The 17,140-nt window shown below is 46.6% G+C and carries 17 protein-coding genes; 2 read left to right on the top strand and 15 right to left on the bottom strand.

The genetic code is table 11. The features are described from left to right. Nucleotides 1-25: 25 nt before the first annotated feature. From RJ32_RS06275 to queE, 5 genes are all read right to left on the bottom strand, one after another. Nucleotides 26-526, bottom strand: a complete 501-nt coding sequence (locus RJ32_RS06275; protein WP_034820273.1) for a hypothetical protein — start codon at nucleotides 524-526, stop codon at nucleotides 26-28. A 2-nt stretch (nucleotides 527-528) separates the two neighbouring features. Then, a complete protein-coding gene (locus RJ32_RS06270) occupies nucleotides 529-1,068 on the bottom strand; it encodes a hypothetical protein (RefSeq protein ID WP_235598925.1) in 540 nt (179 codons plus the stop codon). Further along, entirely contained in the window at nucleotides 1,055-2,278 is a 1,224-nt protein-coding gene (locus tag RJ32_RS06265) for a TadE/TadG family type IV pilus assembly protein (protein WP_034820271.1), read from the bottom strand. The genes RJ32_RS06270 and RJ32_RS06265 overlap by 14 nt, the downstream gene beginning before the upstream one ends. Next, complete coding sequence (locus tag RJ32_RS06260) at nucleotides 2,275-2,553, bottom strand: Flp family type IVb pilin (RefSeq protein WP_011234161.1); 279 nt, start codon at nucleotides 2,551-2,553, stop codon at nucleotides 2,275-2,277. Before RJ32_RS06260 ends, RJ32_RS06265 begins: the two co-directional genes overlap by 4 nt. Before the next feature lie 94 nt (nucleotides 2,554-2,647). Then, nucleotides 2,648-3,319 carry a 7-carboxy-7-deazaguanine synthase QueE gene (gene queE / locus RJ32_RS06255; RefSeq protein ID WP_034820889.1) on the bottom strand — a complete coding sequence of 224 codons (672 nt, stop codon included), beginning with the start codon at nucleotides 3,317-3,319 and terminating at the stop codon, nucleotides 2,648-2,650. Between the two features lie 62 nt (nucleotides 3,320-3,381). Here queE and queC point away from each other — a divergent pair, with 62 nt between their 5' ends. Continuing rightward, nucleotides 3,382-4,038 (top strand): 7-cyano-7-deazaguanine synthase QueC, encoded by a 657-nt coding sequence (gene queC / locus RJ32_RS06250; protein ID WP_034820267.1) that lies wholly within the window; start codon nucleotides 3,382-3,384, stop codon nucleotides 4,036-4,038. Nucleotide 4,039: 1 nt separating this feature from the next. Here the strand turns inward: queC and nagZ are convergent, their stop codons facing one another. After that, nucleotides 4,040-5,032, bottom strand: a complete 993-nt coding sequence (gene nagZ, locus RJ32_RS06245) for a beta-N-acetylhexosaminidase (RefSeq protein ID WP_034820265.1) — start codon at nucleotides 5,030-5,032, stop codon at nucleotides 4,040-4,042. Nucleotides 5,033-5,165: 133 nt separating this feature from the next. Between nagZ and RJ32_RS06240 the strand changes: the two genes are divergently transcribed. Beyond that, nucleotides 5,166-6,509: a S41 family peptidase gene (locus RJ32_RS06240; protein WP_034820262.1), complete on the top strand. Its 1,344-nt coding sequence runs from the start codon at nucleotides 5,166-5,168 to the stop codon at nucleotides 6,507-6,509. Nucleotides 6,510-6,540: 31 nt separating this feature from the next. Here RJ32_RS06240 and RJ32_RS06235 read toward each other — a convergent pair whose 3' ends face one another. From RJ32_RS06235 to prfA, 9 genes are all read right to left on the bottom strand, one after another. After that, nucleotides 6,541-8,880, bottom strand: a complete 2,340-nt coding sequence (locus RJ32_RS06235) for an acyl-CoA dehydrogenase (RefSeq protein WP_011234168.1) — start codon at nucleotides 8,878-8,880, stop codon at nucleotides 6,541-6,543. A gap of 63 nt (nucleotides 8,881-8,943) precedes the next feature. After that, nucleotides 8,944-9,570, bottom strand: coding sequence for a TetR/AcrR family transcriptional regulator (locus tag RJ32_RS06230; protein WP_011234169.1), 627 nt, complete (start codon nucleotides 9,568-9,570; stop codon nucleotides 8,944-8,946). Between the two features lie 114 nt (nucleotides 9,571-9,684). After that, a complete protein-coding gene (locus RJ32_RS06225) occupies nucleotides 9,685-11,178 on the bottom strand; it encodes a TrkH family potassium uptake protein (protein ID WP_227016307.1) in 1,494 nt (497 codons plus the stop codon). 4 nt (nucleotides 11,179-11,182) lie between these two features. Continuing rightward, nucleotides 11,183-12,025, bottom strand: coding sequence for a 3-deoxy-8-phosphooctulonate synthase (gene kdsA, locus RJ32_RS06220; RefSeq protein ID WP_034820260.1), 843 nt, complete (start codon nucleotides 12,023-12,025; stop codon nucleotides 11,183-11,185). Nucleotides 12,026-12,040: 15 nt separating this feature from the next. Then, nucleotides 12,041-13,312, bottom strand: a complete 1,272-nt coding sequence (locus RJ32_RS06215) for a DUF819 domain-containing protein (protein WP_034820257.1) — start codon at nucleotides 13,310-13,312, stop codon at nucleotides 12,041-12,043. Between the two features lie 15 nt (nucleotides 13,313-13,327). After that, a complete protein-coding gene (locus tag RJ32_RS06210) occupies nucleotides 13,328-13,702 on the bottom strand; it encodes a SirB2 family protein (RefSeq protein ID WP_034820254.1) in 375 nt (124 codons plus the stop codon). A gap of 24 nt (nucleotides 13,703-13,726) precedes the next feature. After that, on the bottom strand, nucleotides 13,727-15,199 hold the full coding sequence (locus tag RJ32_RS06205; RefSeq protein ID WP_034820251.1) for a DUF3369 domain-containing protein: 1,473 nt from the start codon (nucleotides 15,197-15,199) through the stop codon (nucleotides 13,727-13,729). After that, entirely contained in the window at nucleotides 15,174-16,046 is an 873-nt protein-coding gene (prmC, locus tag RJ32_RS06200) for a peptide chain release factor N(5)-glutamine methyltransferase (protein ID WP_051018735.1), read from the bottom strand. The genes RJ32_RS06205 and prmC overlap by 26 nt, the downstream gene beginning before the upstream one ends. Next, nucleotides 16,043-17,134: a peptide chain release factor 1 gene (gene prfA / locus RJ32_RS06195; RefSeq protein WP_145914817.1), complete on the bottom strand. Its 1,092-nt coding sequence runs from the start codon at nucleotides 17,132-17,134 to the stop codon at nucleotides 16,043-16,045. The genes prmC and prfA overlap by 4 nt, the downstream gene beginning before the upstream one ends. Nucleotides 17,135-17,140 lie beyond the last annotated feature (6 nt).

Here is a 17,140-nt window from a genome sequence, read left to right as displayed (position 1 = left end):
TTTAAGTAAAAACTTAATATTTTAGTCATAAATAATGTGCCAAAATCACATACTCGCCTTGTTCTGAAAAAACTACGCGTCCCATACCTTCTTTTAATATCCAAACGTCATTTTCTTTCTCGATAGATTGAAAAGAGTCTACTTTTTGGCTGTAATAAGACATCATTGCCATTTGCAATGGTTTAAGCGGATATCTAGCTAAATAAATCCATATTTTTCCTTCATTACTTTCATATCCTGAAATTGGAGTAATGGGTCCCTTTAAAGACTCTTCATGTGCTGGGGACTTCGTCAATGGCATTAAGATCCATTGCCCGTTTTCAACCTCAAACAACGTCCAGTCCGTGTTTTCTATTGGACAAAGCCAAAAAATTGTTTTCCCCCCGGGGCAATATGGATAAAATTGGCTCAACTCTTTCCAGTCTGGAGCTTCTGGATTTCTCAAAAAATGAGCATTAACATTGATGGATGAACTAATTGGTTGCTCGACCCAACTCCAGTCATCTAAAACTACGGGTAAATCCATAACTATTCCTTTTTGTGAAGTACTTCCTCGGGTACGACGTCCGGAGATATCGTACCGAAAACTAAATAATCGGGACTAAGCTCTTTAGTCAGAAAAAGTGAGCCAATCCCATTTTGTATCAATTCTATTATCTCTCCAGAGAGTAAGTGATTTACAACTAGAGATGTGGGCCTAGTCGACAGCTCATCTACGCTTTTGGCCTGCCAACTATCTGTTAATCTACTCATTGAATAAAAAACTTTTTTATCTAGTTTTTTTAGCTCTCTTAAATTGTTCCCTTGAAGGTTTACTGGAAGAAGTTTATTTAAAGGGATAAATAACTTTTCTGTATGTTGATTTAGCCGATACTCTCCCGATAACTTCGTTTTCTCAACATCCATTACCCTGCTCCAGATATTTTTACGAGCTTCAATAAGGCTAATGGTACTGCTATTAACCGCAGGTATAAGGACTCGATAAACAGACAAGTAAATAGCTAGCAAAATACCAACCGATAATATAAACTCAATTGTAGCTTGACCTTTAAATTTAAAGCCCTTCACGACCTAAAATTCCTGTTTTATCTTGATACGATAGAGAAATTAACTGAGCCTCCCAGAGCGCATTAAACAAGTTATCCGTTTCATAAAGATAATCTTTTCTAGAGAAAACTTTACCTGGACGACTAAAATGCGTTTTTGCTTTAGCATATGCAACTTGGTTACTGTCCCCCACTTTTATTATCACTGTATCCATGCTCATCTTTAAAAAGCTGCTTAGCCGCATATAACTAAATTTTTTCGGATTCGAATTAAACGATTCCATCTGCGCTAAACCTAGTTGGGAGGACATTGAGTTACTTTGAAATGCGCCGCCATAACCGGAGCGATGATAACGTCTTTGCTGTTGTGCTTTAGCGCCCCAGCCTAATGGCAATTGCTCCCTATAACTTCCAAAAAACCATTTTCGTCCGTGAAGAGAAACTGAATCCAGCGCGTGCCAATCCCAGCCTCCATTTCTATTTCTTGATAATTCTGTTCCCCCACGCTTTATTATTTTATGAGTGAATACGTCTATCCAGTTATATCCTCTGGATTTGCTGAAGGGATCCAGACTTTTCAGTGTCAACTCTTCTAGTTCTTTTGATTGTCTTTCGTTACTGGTTTTACGGACTTCTGTTTTGCGCCACCAAAGAGTTGGAAATGGCACAACACCACCTCCCTGATACGCTTCCCAACTTAGATCTCCTGAATGCTTAGAAACGATATCTTGAATAAGAAGTGGTAGCTCCAAGACGAAACTTGCATCTAAAAGTCTCTGTGCCGCTGATATTCCCTGTATCACAGCCGATTGAAAACGGATTAAGGCGCGCGCCAATCGCTGATAACCTTCCTCGACTCGGTCGAGAATAGTAGATAACACTCTGGTTATTTGCCCGATATAAGGAATGAAAGACGTTACCGTCTCTAAGTTGTCCGCCGTCCGGTCTAACATAGACATATAGCTCGCTAGACCAACCCATTGAGCTATTGCTACCTGGTTTCCAATAAGTGCACGGTTTGTTAAAGCCAAGAAATTCATCTGTCGGGACATACCGACAGCTGCGCTATAAGCCGCGTTATCAGCAACACTTTGCAAGTACCATTGACGCCGTGCGTGTTTGCCCATGTCCGTTACAGCGAAAAGCAACATTGAAACAAGTAACAAAACCCCGACCATTAAAATCAGGGTTTGTCCTTTTATTCGCGTGTTGGATTTTGCCAGGGCAATCATTTCTTCTTGCCTTGCTCAGTGGCCTCGTCATAATTTCCGAGGTTTACTTCTGTATTTGCTACGGTTCCTGCGCGCCTTGACGACTGGCGAGCTCGGTTTAATTGTTGCGTAGATGATTGCCCTGTCATTTCTTGAGCAAGTCCAGCCACCTGGTTACGTATGGACTTACCAAAAAGTGAATAGACTCCGATTGCAGCAACAGCAATCAAAGCGACAATAATGATGTATTCCGTCATTCCCTGACCACGAGAACGCCGAGCTAAATGCGTATTCATAATTCCCTCCTGGCAATAGCAACACCACAATTGGCGTTGACGTCAGGAAGTATAGAACGAGTTTTAGAGGGTCAGATCAGAAGTAGCAAATGTCTTACTCAATATTAAGATATTTATGCATCTGCACGGAAAGGCGCCAGTTGCGCGCTATGCAGGTTTTCATGGCAAGCTCGGTGGCGCGTGGGCGCTGGCTTATGGGTTGCAGGCAAATAATGGCGTCTGCTTTGGGTGGGCAGCGTTCTAGTAAGGAATCTAACGCGTCTATGTGCTTTTGCATGGCTATGGGGTGCTTTATTTCATTAGCGCGTGCCATGCAGTCAGGGCGCACTAAATAACCACCGGGCATATCCAGCTTGGGCGATACTGTTACCCAGGTGCTGTCGGTCACTTTTAGCTCAAAGGTACCGCTGGTTTCTATTTGCAGCTGGTAACCTTTGGCTTCTAAGGCTGTGCCAAGCGGCAGTAAGTCAAACATAGCGGGTTCTCCGCCTGTTATTACTACGTGTTTGGCGGAGTAACCTTCTTGTTCAAAGCGCGCAATAATGTCCTCGGCGGTCATTTCTGACCATTGTGCTGAGGCTTCGGTTTTTGCCATTAATGCGTCTATGCTTACCTGGTCGCTGGGGTTGGTTTCCCATGTGTGTTGAGTATCGCACCAGGGGCAGCCTACAGGACAACCCTGCAAACGCAGAAAAATAGATGGCACGCCGGTAAAGGTGCCCTCGCCTTGCAAGGTTTCAAAAATTTCGTTGATGCGGTAAGACATAGCTTCCGTTAAAATGGCTTTGGTTAACATGAGTGAATGCGGATTATACGGGGAGTTACAGCATGTCGCAAAAGGTCGTTGTTATTTATTCGGGCGGAATGGACTCTTTTACCGTTTTGCACAAAGCCCTGGCCGAGGGAAACGAGGTACTGGCACTGTCGTTTAACTACGGACAACGCCATGTAAAAGAATTAGAAGTTGCGGCTAAAGTCTGTAAACAGCATGGAATACCCCACAAAGTTGTGGACATTACCGCTATTAACTCGCTGCTGTCGGGTAGCTCGCTAACCGACGACATAGACATTCCTGAAGGCCACTACGAAGAAGAGTCGATGAAATCCACCGTGGTGCCTAACCGCAATATGATTTTACTGTCGCTGGCCATTGGTTATGCGGTGTCTGAAGAGGCTTCTGCGGTGTATTACGGCGCGCATTCGGGTGACCACGCTATTTACCCGGACTGTCGGCCGGAGTTTGTGCGGCAAATGGACGTAGTGAGTAAAATGGCGAACTATGAACCGGTAGATGTTCATGCGCCCTATTTAGACGTAGACAAAAACGCGATTTTAACCGACGGCATAAAAATGGGGCTGGACTACAGCCAAACCTGGACTTGCTACAACGGCCGCGACAAAGCCTGTGGTAAATGCGGTGCCTGTCAGGAACGTTTAGAGGCCTTCGCCGCCAACGGCATTGAAGACCCTCTTAGCTACGAATAACCTACAGCCAGCGTTGGGCTTGTTCCCAGCGCTGGGTGCGTTTTAACTCTTCGAGCGATACCGCACTGGACGACATTAGCATTCGGTTCACGCGTTGGGCACTTTCCGGCTCTGTTGCTGGCAAATCAGCGTCCAATACTTGCACCGCCCCTGCTCTGTCATTACACACCAGTATCATGTCGCAGCCTGCCTTTAGCGCCGTCACCGCGCGCTGCTGCATGTCACCGGCAACGGTAGCGCCCTGCATAGACAAATCGTCACTAAAAATAGTGCCATTAAACTGCAGTTCACTGCGCAGTATTTGCTGCAGCCAGAACTCGCTGAAACCGGCAGGCTGCGGGTCTATTTGCGGGTAAATAACGTGAGCCGGCATTATGCCGTCTAGTTTCTGGATTAATGACAAAAATGGCTTTAAATCGTGCGCGCGAATTTGCTCTAAGGTACGGTCGTCTTCCGGAATGGCAATGTGGGAATCGGCCTGAACAGAACCGTGCCCAGGGAAGTGCTTGCCGGTGCAGGCCATACCGGCCTCATGCATGCCTTCAATAAACGACGACGCCAGTTTAGAAATTTCCGACGGCACTGCAGAAAATGCGCGGTCACCTATAACGTCACTGCAGTCGTCTACGTCCAGTACCGGGGCAAAACTGATATCAATGCCCACAGCCTGAACTTCTGCTGCCATTAGCCAGCCTAAGTCGCGCGCGGCACGCTGGCGCTCATCTTCATTTTCTATTTTTTGCAAAGAGCCCATAGACGGAATGGCGCTAAACCCCTCACGAAAGCGCTGTACCCGCCCACCTTCGTGGTCTACTGCAATAAGCAACGGCTTAGCAGCAGCGGCTCGTGCCTCACGTATTAACTCCTGCAGTTGTTCCAGCGAGGCAAAATTTCGCGTAAATAGAATTAGTCCGTTTACGGCGGGTGCCGCAAGAAGTTTTTTGTCCTCGGCGGTCAGCTCTGTGCCCGCAATATCTATCATTAATTGTGCCATAACAGCAGCTGTCTCATTTCGTTTTCAATAGTCAGCAGTTTGCCATGAGTTCAGTAAAGACGCCATGTTCCCTGTTTATCTTTTCGTCCGCTGTGCTAAATTAACATTATTACAACAATAAGAGAGACGTAGTATGAAACTCGAAAAATCGCTTTTATGTATTGGTATTACTTTGGCACTGTCTGCCTGTGATGGCTCAGACAGCGGCAGTTCCGGTAGTTCAGGCTCCGCTGGTGGTGGCGACAATGACTACGCGTTTTGTTCCGCTGAATATCAAAATGAAGAGTTTTTCGAGTACATGAAAGAGGATTACTTCTGGGCAAGTCAGCTACAGGACAGCTTAGACCCAGAGGCATTTGACGACGTTTATGCGGTTCTTGAGGAATTGCGCGTACCGGAGGACACCTACAGCTACATTCTTACAGAAGAGGAATACGATGACCTGTTTGTCAGTGCGACTTACTTCGGGTTTGGTTTTTCTATGGAGCAAATTAGCGCAAGCCGGGTGAAAATTCGTTTTGTTTATGACAATTCCCCCGCCGCTGCAGCTGGCATTGCCCGAGGCGATGAACTATTGGAAATAGATGGGCAGTCGGTAGCGGACTTACTTGCCAATGGGGAGTTTAATAACGCATTGGGCCCCAACGAGAGTGGCGTCAGTAAAAGCGTTACCTGGAGACGTCCGGACGGTAGTGAAGAAACCGAACTCTTAAGTAAAGTTGAAGTAGAAACCAATACCGTTATGGGGTCTCAAACTTACACACAAAATGGAGAAACGGTTGGTTACTTTGCTCTGGACTCATTCATTAACCGCACGGGTTCAGACTTAAACATGGCATTTGATCAGTTTGCCGCCGACAACATCGACCATTTAGTCATTGATGTGCGCTATAACGGCGGTGGTTTAATTCGTTACGCTAATCAAATTTCTACTCAGACTGCCGGCAGCAATGTGCTGGGTAAAACCTTTCTGCAATACCGCTTTAACGAGCAGAACAGCGACCAGAACCAGACACTCCCTTTTAGTTTGGTCGATGGTGTCGAGCAACTCGATTTAGACCGGGTGTTTGTGCTAACCACCGGCAGCAGTTGTTCGTCTTCCGAAATTATTATTAACTCGTTAAGCCCGCATATTGAAGTTGTCACCATAGGCGAACAAACATGTGGAAAGCCTGTCGGTCAGCAACCTGCCGAACTCTGCGATAAAGTCACTTTTGCCATTAACTTTGAAACGGTTAACTCAGAAGGCGAAGGGAAATACTACAATGGTCTGGCACCAACCTGTTCGGTTGAAGACCAACTGGTCGCTGACTGGGGAAGCTCAGAAGATCCACTAACAGCGGCCGCAAACACATACATTAGTACCGGCAGTTGCCCGGTAAGCTCTGCCAGCGCAGAAATAAAAAAGAGCGCTCAGGCGCGCTCTTTTGTTAAACCTATTCACAACATGAAGGATAAGCGCGAGTCCCTGCAGTAAGGCTATACGCAGGAACCCGATGCAGCAGCGGTTAATCTTTAACCGCTGCTTTTCTTATGTCGCCTTTAGCCGTGTAAAACTGGTTGTTTTCGATAATACCGGGAGCAAAGCTGTCCACGCCAATGGCGGTTAAACGAAGCTCTTCAGTTTCTGCCAATTTTGCAGCCGTGTCTGCATCCACCAAACCTTTTTCCAAAGCCACATCGGCAAGCTCTTTACCATTGAGGTTAGAGGATAATTCACCGCGTTTTTGCGCTTTACGCAGCGTTTTGTAAACCGACTTCATTTCCAGCATAGAAGTAAAAGCTTTTTCCATGTGCCCTGTTGCATCACCAATACTGTCTTTCCAGTAACACAGGAAAGTATGGCGGTCACGAGTAACGCCCGGCTCCATCATGCTGACACTGATATCCTGTAAAATTTCATCAGACGGCTTTTTGAAGTGATTGCCCAGCGGGAATATCAAAATACGCATTACCCAAGCCATAAAGCGATTCGGGAAGTTATCAAAAAAGCCATAGAACGCATCGGCAATGCTGTATAAATGGTGCTTCAGCGCATAATGAACGTAAGGTAAGTCGGCTACCTGACGGCCTTCGTCTTCAAAGCGCTTCAGTACTGCCGAGCCCATATATAAATGACTCAAAATGTCACCTAAGCGGGCTGAAATCATTTCTTTACGTTTCAAATCGCCACCCATCATCAGCATAGAAATATCTGATGCTAAAGCTAAACCACGGCTCATACGACCCAGCTTACGATAATAATGAGCAGTTTCACCACTCACCGGAGACTCGCCAAAGCGTGCGCCACTTAAGCCCAGCCATAAGCTGCCAAAGACGTTACTGGCGGCAAAACCGATATGCTTCATCAGCAGGCCGTCAAACTCACGCATACCCTCATCTTCATTAGGGTTAGCCGCAGCTTTCATTTCTTTAAGTACATAGGGGTGACAACGCGTTGCACCCTGACCAAATATCATCAGGTTACGGGTCAGAATATTTGCACCCTCAACCGTAATAGACACTGGCGTCGCCATGTAGGCGTGGCCTAAATAGTTATGCGGACCTAATTGAATGCCCTTACCGGCGTGAATATCCATTGCATGCTCTAATACCTCACGACCCATTTCGGTCATATGGTATTTAGTCATGGCAGTTACTACTGAAGGACTCTGTCCCTGACATAAAGCCGAAATGGTCAGACGACGCATAGATTCCAGAATGTAGTTGGTGCCACCAATTTTACCCATTGATGACTGCACACCTTCGAACATACCAATTGGCATGCCAAATTGCTGACGCACATAAGCGTAAGCACCGGTCATACGCTGAGTTACGTGGCCTGATGCAGCAGCCAGTGCCGGCAGTGAAATACCACGCCCTGCCGACAAACATTCAACCAGCATACGCCAGCCTTTACCGGCATAGTCTGAACCACCAATAATCCATTTCAGCGGAATAAAGACGTCTTTACCATAGGTTGTACCGTTCAGAAACGCCTGGTTCAGAGGAAAATGACGGTCGCCAATTTCAACACCTTTGTGCGATGTCGGAATTAACGCACAAGTAATGCCAATTTCTTTCTTATCACCTAATAAGGCATCCGGGTCGTAGAGTTTAAATGCCAAACCCAGAACCGTTGCTGAAGGCGCTAAGGTAATATAACGCTTCGACCAGTTAAGACGAATGCCAACAACTTCTTCACCCTCGTGCTCGCCTTTACAAATAATACCTTCATCCGGAATAGCACCAGCATCTGAGCCAGCTTCCGGTCCGGTTAAGGCAAAACACGGAATGTCGGTACCATCAGACAGGCGTGGCAACCAATAGTCTTTTTGCTCTTTGGTACCATAATGAGTTAGTAACTCGCCCGGCCCCAGGGAGTTTGGAACCATAACAGAGACCGCAGCACTGATAGAACGACTGGCAATTCGCGAAACAATGTAGGAGTTTGCCGCCGGGGTAAAGTCGAGGCCGCCGTAATCTTTACCAATAATCATGGCGAAGAAGCGTTCTTTACGCAGATAATCCCAAACTTGTTTAGGTAAATCGCGATCCTGCTGAACAATTTTAAAATCATCCAGCATGTCCAGCAGTTTAGCCAACTGGTTGTCGACAAACGCCTGTTCTTCGGCAGTGAGTTTAGGTTCAGGTACATCCAGCAGTTTTTGCCAGTCCGGACGTCCGCTGAACAGCTCTCCGTCCCACCATACATCGCCCGCTTCCATGGCCTCACGTTCTGTGTCAGACATAGGCGGCAAAATGCGTTTAAAAATAGCAAAAACGGGTTTAGTCACCAGGCTGCGACGGATATCTCCGACTGCAAACACCAGTACCACTAAAACCACTAACAGAATAAAAATTTCCATGGGTATCTCCAGTGCACCATCACAATAAAAGTGTAGTCAAATCTCAAACTTACGACAGGTTGTTTACGCTTCTTCCAGCCCGCCGGAAACAAATGGGATCAAATGATCAATAACATCCTGCGCACCCACTTTTTGATTGAATTCGGCCTCAGCAATTTCAATCAGAGCTTGCCCAGATACCTGGGCAAAAACTGCTGCTCCCAGAATAAAGTGTAGACGCCAGAACATTTGTTGCTCATCCAAATGTGGATTCGCGCGCTTTAATAAAGCCATTAAATGCTGTAATACCTCACCAAACTCCTGCTGAGTGTATTTACGTAAATGCCCCTGAATTTCGGAATAAGCAAAGCCCAGTAATCTTAAAAAGATATCGGGGCCGTGTTTATTAACTTCGGTTAACTTTGCCAGAGGTATTTTAAAGCGCTTAAACAATTCTTCCGTTTTTAACTCGCTCTGCTGCTCTGCCAGCTTTAACTGTTCTTCCAGAACCGGCATAAAAACAACCAGATAACGCGCCATTACGGCCTGAATAAGTGCTTTTTTTGAGCCAAAGTGATAGTTTACAGAAGCAAGGTTAACCCCCGCTTCCTGCGTAATTTGCCTTAACGAAGTCTGCTCAAATCCATCGCGGGAAAAGAGCATTTCTGCGGCATTAAGTATTTTCTTTTGAGTCGGAATTCGGGCTGCCATGAAATAAATAAACGCATGATTTAAACATGCGTTTAATCTAATTCATGTCGTTTCAGCGTGCAAGTGTTCGCTGAATTTATTTTTGGTAAGAGTGTAAACCTTTTCAGGCTGCACTTAGTGGCGCCAATAATGACGATGGAACAAAATAAGTACCGTCATAATTTCCAGACGGCCTGCCAGCATAGCAAAAACCAGCAAAAGTTTAGCTCCCCCGTCAAGGCTCGCGAAGTTTCCTGCCGGACCAATAATGTCGCCTAATCCAGGTCCAACGTTGCCCACCGCAGAAGCCGCACCTGATATTGCCGTCATAAAATCCAGATCAAATAATGATAACCCCAATGCAATAACCGCTATCAGCAAAAAGTACATAAAGCAAAAAGCGACCATTGAGCCAAGTAATGAGTCATTTACCCGACGCTCCTGATAGGTCTGGACACTGACCAGGTTAGGATGAATTAACTGGCTGAACTGTTTTCTTAATAACAGCTGCGACAACTGAAAACGAAAAATTTTCATACCGCCGGAAGTTGAGCCGGTGCAGCCGCCAATAAACATTAAGTAGAAGAAAGCCATTAACGACCAACTTCCCCAGTTTCCGTAATCTTCGGTTGCGTAACCGGTTGTGGTCACAACTGACACGACATTAAATGCCGTATGCATTAATGCATCACCAAGTTCCCGTCCTTTAACTATCTGAACCAGGGTAATCAACGCAATAGCAATGAGAAGGAAGGTAACAAAAGCCCGTACCTGGCTATCTTTCCACAATGGTCCAAAGTCACCTTTTACAAAGCGAATGTAGAGCACAAAAGGTAAGGCGCCTGCCACCATAAAAATAGTGCCCGTTATCACCAAAAATGGTGTATTAGAAAAATGCCCAAAAGACGCATCGTAGTTAGAGAAGCCTGCTGTCGCTATGGTGGTCATGCCGTGCACAAAGGCATCAAAACTGCCCATGCCGCCAATTAAATACAAGCTAATAACGGCAGCCGTCAGAATGAGGTAAACCCGCCCTATTGCCAAAACCATATGGCTGGAACGTGGCATAAATTTACCCGACATATCGGAAGATTCAGCCTGGAACAGGCGCATGCCGCCAACTTGCAAAAACGGCAAAATGGCCATAGCCATAACGATAATTCCGATTCCGCCCAACCATTGCAACATAGCCCGCCACAACAGAACACTCGCGGGCAAGTCGTCCAGCCCCGAGATAACGGTGGCTCCGGTAGTTGTAATGGCTGACATGGCTTCAAACCAGGCACTGGAGAAGTCCAGATAAGGTCGAGCAAAAATAAACGGCAAGGTGGCGAATAAGCTGGCCGAAACCCAGCATAAGGAGGTCAACAGAAAAACTTGTCGTGCCCGCAGTTTGGCCTCACCCGCTGGCTGCAAAAACAGAAGCAAACCAAAAACCAGACCCAGGCTGGATAATGTCAGGTAAGTCCACTGCTCTTTTTCGCCACTAACCACCGCCATAACAAAGGGCGCCAGCAAGGCGATAGAAAGCAATGCAATGAGCCCGCCAATGGCTTTCAGCAATAGCTTAATAGCCTGACGCTTATCAAGCGGAGTCTGACGCAATGACTGGCTTGCCTGCATTGACATAGTTTTAGTTAGACGTGTCTAAAGGAGCAAATGATTTCACCAAATCATCAATCGCTTTCATCTGCTGAAGGTAGGGCTCCAGAGCGTGCAGAGGTAAAGCACAGGGACCATCGCATTTCGCTTCATCGGGGTTCGGGTGCGCTTCAATAAACAAACCAGCAATACCCAGCGACATACCAGAACGAGCCAACTGCGCTGCTTGCGCGCGGCGTCCGTCAGCAGAGTCAGCTCTGCCGCCAGGACGCTGCAAAGCGTGAGTTGCGTCAAAAATAACCGGCGCCATGGGTTTCATCTCGTCCATACCAAGCATATCAACAATGAGATTGTTATAACCAAAGCTTGAACCTCGCTCACACAGCATTAACTTTTCATTACCGGCCTCGGCAAACTTTTTAATAATGTGCTTCATTTCCTGTGGTGCAAGAAATTGTGGTTTTTTAATATTAACCATAGACCCGGTTTCAGCCAGTGCTACCACCAGGTCAGTCTGACGAGCAAGAAACGCCGGCAACTGCAATACGTCAACCACTTCAGCAACCGGAGCGGCCTGATGCGGCTCGTGTACATCGGTAATTAAAGGCACATTAAACTGCTGTTTCACTTCTTCAAAAATGCGCAGTCCTTCTTCCAGACCGGGGCCGCGAAAAGAGTGAATAGATGACCGGTTGGCTTTATCAAACGACGCCTTAAACACGTAAGGTATGCCAAGTCTATTGGTTACCTCAACGTAATGCTCAGCAATTCGCAAGGCTAAATCACGGGATTCCAGCACATTCATCCCGCCAAATAAAACAAAGGGTTTATCATTTGCTATTTGAATGTCACCAAGCTGTAACTCTTTAATCATCTTAAACTCCCGCGGTTAACTACCGACAACTCGTAGAATCTGTCCGGCGAAATACGCCATATAGGTTCCAAGTGCATAACCCATTACCGCTAATAATACACCAACCGGCGCCAATGACGGGTGAAAAGCTGAAGCAACAACCGGTGCTGACGCTGCGCCACCCACATTAGCCTGACTGCCCACAGCCATATAAAACACAGGAGCACGAAGCAGTTTGGCCACAAATAACATAAGCCCGGCGTGGATCAGCATCCAGATGGCACCAATTAAGAAGTACTTAGGCGCTTCTACTATTTTGGTTACGTCCATATGTAAACCAATGCTGGCCACCAGAATATAAACAAAAACGGAGCCTATTTTTGACGCTCCTGCAGCTTCCAGAGAACGAGCCCGGGTAAAAGAAAGTGCAATACCGCCAGCCGTGGCTAAAACAATAACCCAGAAAAACAAGCTGTCGAGACTGAATTTACTTAATGCAGGATAATTCGTTGCTATTCCCGGAGCTATCCAGTCAGCCAGCAAATGCGCTAACCCGGCAACACCAAAACCAATAGCCAGAATCAGCATTAAATCGCGTAAGCTTGGGTTTCTGACATGCTCAGCTTCATACTGCTCCACTTTATGACGAATGTTATCGATAGCGGATGTATCAGCACCAGTGCGAGCATCAATTTTCTTAGCATTTGCTGCCATATAAAGCAGTACAGCCATCCATAAGTTGGCAACAATAATATCTACGGTCACCATGGCTGAAAAAATATCTCCGCCGACTTCATAAACTTCTTTCATGGCAGCCTGGTTTGCGCCGCCACCAATCCAGCTTCCGGCAATGGTTGTCATGCCACGCCAGACTGCATCGGGGCCTGCACCGCCAAGCATTTCAGGGAATATGGCAGACACCAGTAACAAGGCAATAGGGCCGCCAATGACAATACCAAAAGTACCGGTTAAAAATAGAATAAGAGCCTTTGACCCAAGGCCCATTACGGCTTTTAAATCCAGACTTAAGGTAAGCAATACCATACAGGCCGGTAATAGATAATCCATTGCTATATCTGTTACCGCGGTTTGATTTCCGTCGACAATACCAAAGGTATTCAGCAAAGACGGTATGAAATAGCAAAGCAATAAAGCCGGGACAAAGCGATAAAACTTCTTGAAGAAAGGATGCTCGCTGCTATTGGTGTAAAATACAAAACCAAGAATGGCCAGCAGTAAACCAATAACAACCCCATCGTTAGTGATTAAGGCATTCGTTTCCGAAACAACAGACTCAGGCGCTAACATAGGTACTCCCTTAATTTAACCGGCAATAAGTGCTTGTTTGGACACAGCCACATGCAACAGGAAGGCTATCCAGCCACAAGCACCAACAAAACCAAGCCAGCGTGCACCAGCTGTTTTTCCTTTCATAGCCAAGACACCAAAGCCAATATAAGCAATAACACCTATGACTTTATCGGTTAACCAGGGAACCTGAATTGGGTACATGCTTAATGTCACCATGATACCCACCGCACTGAGTAACAATAAGGTATCGTTAATGTGAGGAACTATCTTCAACCACTTCTTTTTTAATAAAGGTGAGTCGAGAAGCAGAAGCACAAAACGGAATAAAAAAAGGCTGATCGAAATCAGCACAAATAATACATGCAGGTGTTTAAAAGCAGCGTACACAGTAACCTCTTATTTTTAATTTAATTAAATGGTTCTCAACTCAGGCAGGGATTTTATAACAACATCAAGAAACTTAGGTGAATAATAGCGACCCCGTTCATCTTTCAGGCGCACAGCAATATCGCTGTCACTAATGCCACTTTCCCACCAATCCAGCAACTGCTCGGTCAACAGAAGAACCTGAGTGCTTATCGCGATATCCGAACCTTGTTTACCTTCGGGCAAACCCAGGCCGTCCCAGCGTTCCAGTCTTTCAATAAGTGCTCTGTGCGCATTTTGTGTTGCTTCATGCTCACCGTGACCCAGCGCTCGTAATGAGCGGGCAACTCGTTGCTGACACGTAGTTTCTACCGCTGCAGCCGCATCCGAAGCGCAGTTAAGCAACGGTCGCGCCTGCGCAAATAAAGACCAGGCTAAAGCCGTTGTCTCAGCGTCTTCTGCCGAAACTTTTTGGGCTACAGCATAGGCCAGCCGGACTTCGCTGTTTTGCTCCAGAATGCCGTTAAAGTGACTCGCATGGTGCAACATAAGCTGATCGGCTAAACGCGCCAGAAACTGATCGGAGTCTTCCAGACAGACCACGTTATCCTGCGCCAGCTGTACGTTTTCAGAAAATAGCTGAAGTACATGGTGATCATCGGCCGTAAGTGCTCTGGATAAGCCTCCGATAAACAAAACCGAACCGTGCGACCGACAATGACTTCGGCAATATAACAATACGAAATCGTCACCATAATACGAGCCATGATTCGCAATAACATGTTCTAACTCGGCTAAAGCCTTTGACGGAATAACCGAGCGTAAAGTCTGACCAACACAAACCCCGGAATCTTCTCCATGAGCGGCTAACACTCTATAGGATGAGCCGTCTTCATTAGAGGTAGCATACAAGGTTTGTTTGGCACCGCCGATGACCCAGCTCAACTGCTGCACTAAACCATCAACAAAACTGTTCATTGGTTGCAGAGCATAAAGATTCGCCGAAGCCGCAATGATTTTCTCAAGCCCGTGACGACTTTGATCAATGGACATGATATCGCGGTACGAACGCAGCGATGACATTACTGCAGTAAAGAGCTTCTGTGCAGTGAGTTCGGTTTTGGATTTGTAGTCATTAATGTCGTAGTTAACGATAACCGTGCGTTCAGGTGCCTGACCCGGCTGCCCTGTCCGCAAAATAATACGAGTAAAGTGGTTGTCGGCTTCTTCCCGAATATAACGCGCTACCTGTAGTCCTGCATCATCGGTTTCCATAACAACGTCCAGCAGTAATATAGCTGCGTCAGGATGCTCGTCAATTAACCGCTTTGCCTCTTCACCAGAAAAAGCACTGTAAAACTTTAAACCACGACCTAAAAAATTAAAGTCGTTGAGTGCCAGTTTGGTTACCGCATGCACCTCTGGTTCATCATCGACAATCAGAATTTTCCAGTATTCTGTCGGTAATTTTGTGGTTTGCTGGCTGGTTTCGTCAGCAAACATAAACTGATTGCTCATTATTAGTCTCTCCCCGCCCTGGCTTTTCCCCGCCGGTAACTCGGTCTACCCTAGCATAATCCTGCCAACGGTTAACCTTTTTATAACCACTTTTAAACAGTAGCTCTGCAACGCTATCAGCCTGTTGCCATCCCTGCTCAAGTAGTAACCAACCCTGGTCTGCTAAATGGTTGTTGGCTTCTTTTATAATAGTCTCTATATCGGCTAAACCGTTATTTTCCGCAATTAACGCCGTCTGGGGCTCAAATCTGACATCTCCCATACTCAAGTGCGGATCGCCTGCATCAATGTATGGAGGGTTCGATAAAATCAAGTCAAATTTAAGAGACTTTGGCACAGATTGAAACCAGTTGCTGCACAAAATTTCAACATTTAAGCCTAAAGCCTGACTATTCCGGCGTGCCAGTTCCACCGCATCGCCGCTTTTATCGCACGCCCAAACTTGCCAGCCGGGACATTCCGACTTTAATGCCAAGGCGACCGCTCCCGTACCCGTGCCTAAATCCAGTATGCGGGCATTTTCAGGAAGCTCAAGACTAAGCGCCGCTTCAACCAGCGTTTCAGTATCGGGACGGGGAATTAACGTGCTGGCGTTTACTTCAAGCATCAATGACCAAAACTCGCGGCGACCAGTGATATGAGCCACGGGCTTGCCTTTCTGCCGGGCTAAAATACATTCCTCATAATGCCGTTGCTGCTCTTGTGTCAGCGGCTTTTCCGGCCAGGTCATAAGGTAAGTTTTTTCTTTATCCAGCACAAAGCAAAGTAAGGCAGAAACATCCGCAGCAGCATCTTCACTCTGCTCTAACTGCTCCCGCCCCCATTTTATGGCTTGCTGCAGCGTCATTGCTGTCCTTCAGACAGAGCCGCCAGTTGATCCGCCTGATGCTCAGTAATAATGGCATCCAGTATCAAATCGATATCGCCGGTAAGTACTTCATCTAACCGATACAGCGTCAGGTTAATGCGGTGGTCTGTTACCCGGCTTTGCGGGTAATTATAAGTGCGAATGCGCTCTGAACGATCACCACTTCCTACCAGGTTACGGCGGGTACTGTCTTCTTCTGCCTGACGTTTTTCATCTTCCAGACGCTGTATTCTTGCCTGTAAAACCGACATGGCTTTCGCCCGGTTTTTATGTTGCGAGCGCTCTTCCTGACACTCAACCACCACACCGGTTGGTATGTGGGTAAGACGAATGGCTGAATCGGTTCGGTTAACGTGCTGACCGCCAGCACCCGAGGCGCGGTAAGTATCAACACGTAAGTCCGCCGGGTTAATTTCAACGGCCTCGGCTTCTGGAATTTCCGGTAACACGGCAACAGTACAAGCTGAAGTATGAATACGCCCCTGCGATTCAGTTTCAGGAACACGTTGTACGCGATGCCCACCAGACTCAAACTTCATGCGTCCGTAGACACCATCGCCACTCATGTGCGCAATAATTTCTTTATAACCGCCGTGTTCACCGTCGCTGGCACTGACAATATTGACCTTCCAGCCATTTTTTTCAGCGTAGCGGCTATACATACGGAATAAATCGCCGGCGAATATCGACGCTTCATCACCGCCAGCTCCGGCACGAATTTCGAGATAGCATGAGCGGTCGTCATTCGGGTCTTTGGGCAACAATAGAAGTTGCAGGCGGTTTTCCAGCTCTTCTTCGGCTTTTCTTGCCTCTTTTAGCTCTTCTTCCGCCATTTCGCGCATGTCAGCGTCATCATCTTCAGCCATATCTTTAGCGGCTGCCTGATCATCCTGATTCTGGCGGTACTCTTCAAAGCAACCAACCACTTCTTCTAATTGAGAATACTCACGCGATAATGAGCGAAAGCGGTTTTGGTCACTGATCACATCGGGCTCACCCAATAAAGCCTGCACTTCCTGATAACGCTCAACTAACCCTTCTAGTTTGCGTTCAATGGATGGATTCAACATGTT

It is taken from the genome of Idiomarina sp. 28-8, assembly GCF_000320945.2.
Classification (GTDB): Bacteria; Pseudomonadota; Gammaproteobacteria; order Enterobacterales; family Alteromonadaceae; genus Idiomarina; species Idiomarina loihiensis.
This window is presented reverse-complemented; position numbering and strand designations above follow the sequence as displayed.

Coding starts and splice junctions, on each gene's coding strand:
- queE (WP_034820889.1), bottom strand. CDS start 3,319: ATGTCTTACCGCATCAACGAAATTTTTGAAACCTTGCAAGGCGAGGGC.
- kdsA (WP_034820260.1), bottom strand. CDS start 12,025: ATGATTAAAGAGTTACAGCTTGGTGACATTCAAATAGCAAATGATAAA.
- RJ32_RS06205 (WP_034820251.1), bottom strand. CDS start 15,199: ATGAGCAATCAGTTTATGTTTGCTGACGAAACCAGCCAGCAAACCACA.
- RJ32_RS06265 (WP_034820271.1), bottom strand. CDS start 2,278: ATGATTGCCCTGGCAAAATCCAACACGCGAATAAAAGGACAAACCCTG.
- nagZ (WP_034820265.1), bottom strand. CDS start 5,032: ATGGCACAATTAATGATAGATATTGCGGGCACAGAGCTGACCGCCGAG.
- RJ32_RS06230 (WP_011234169.1), bottom strand. CDS start 9,570: ATGGCAGCCCGAATTCCGACTCAAAAGAAAATACTTAATGCCGCAGAA.
- queC (WP_034820267.1), top strand. CDS start 3,382: ATGTCGCAAAAGGTCGTTGTTATTTATTCGGGCGGAATGGACTCTTTT.
- RJ32_RS06275 (WP_034820273.1), bottom strand. CDS start 526: ATGGATTTACCCGTAGTTTTAGATGACTGGAGTTGGGTCGAGCAACCA.
- RJ32_RS06235 (WP_011234168.1), bottom strand. CDS start 8,880: ATGGAAATTTTTATTCTGTTAGTGGTTTTAGTGGTACTGGTGTTTGCA.
- RJ32_RS06260 (WP_011234161.1), bottom strand. CDS start 2,553: ATGAATACGCATTTAGCTCGGCGTTCTCGTGGTCAGGGAATGACGGAA.
- RJ32_RS06215 (WP_034820257.1), bottom strand. CDS start 13,312: ATGTTAGCGCCTGAGTCTGTTGTTTCGGAAACGAATGCCTTAATCACT.
- RJ32_RS06240 (WP_034820262.1), top strand. CDS start 5,166: ATGAAACTCGAAAAATCGCTTTTATGTATTGGTATTACTTTGGCACTG.
- RJ32_RS06225 (WP_227016307.1), bottom strand. CDS start 11,178: ATGTCAATGCAGGCAAGCCAGTCATTGCGTCAGACTCCGCTTGATAAG.
- prmC (WP_051018735.1), bottom strand. CDS start 16,046: ATGACGCTGCAGCAAGCCATAAAATGGGGGCGGGAGCAGTTAGAGCAG.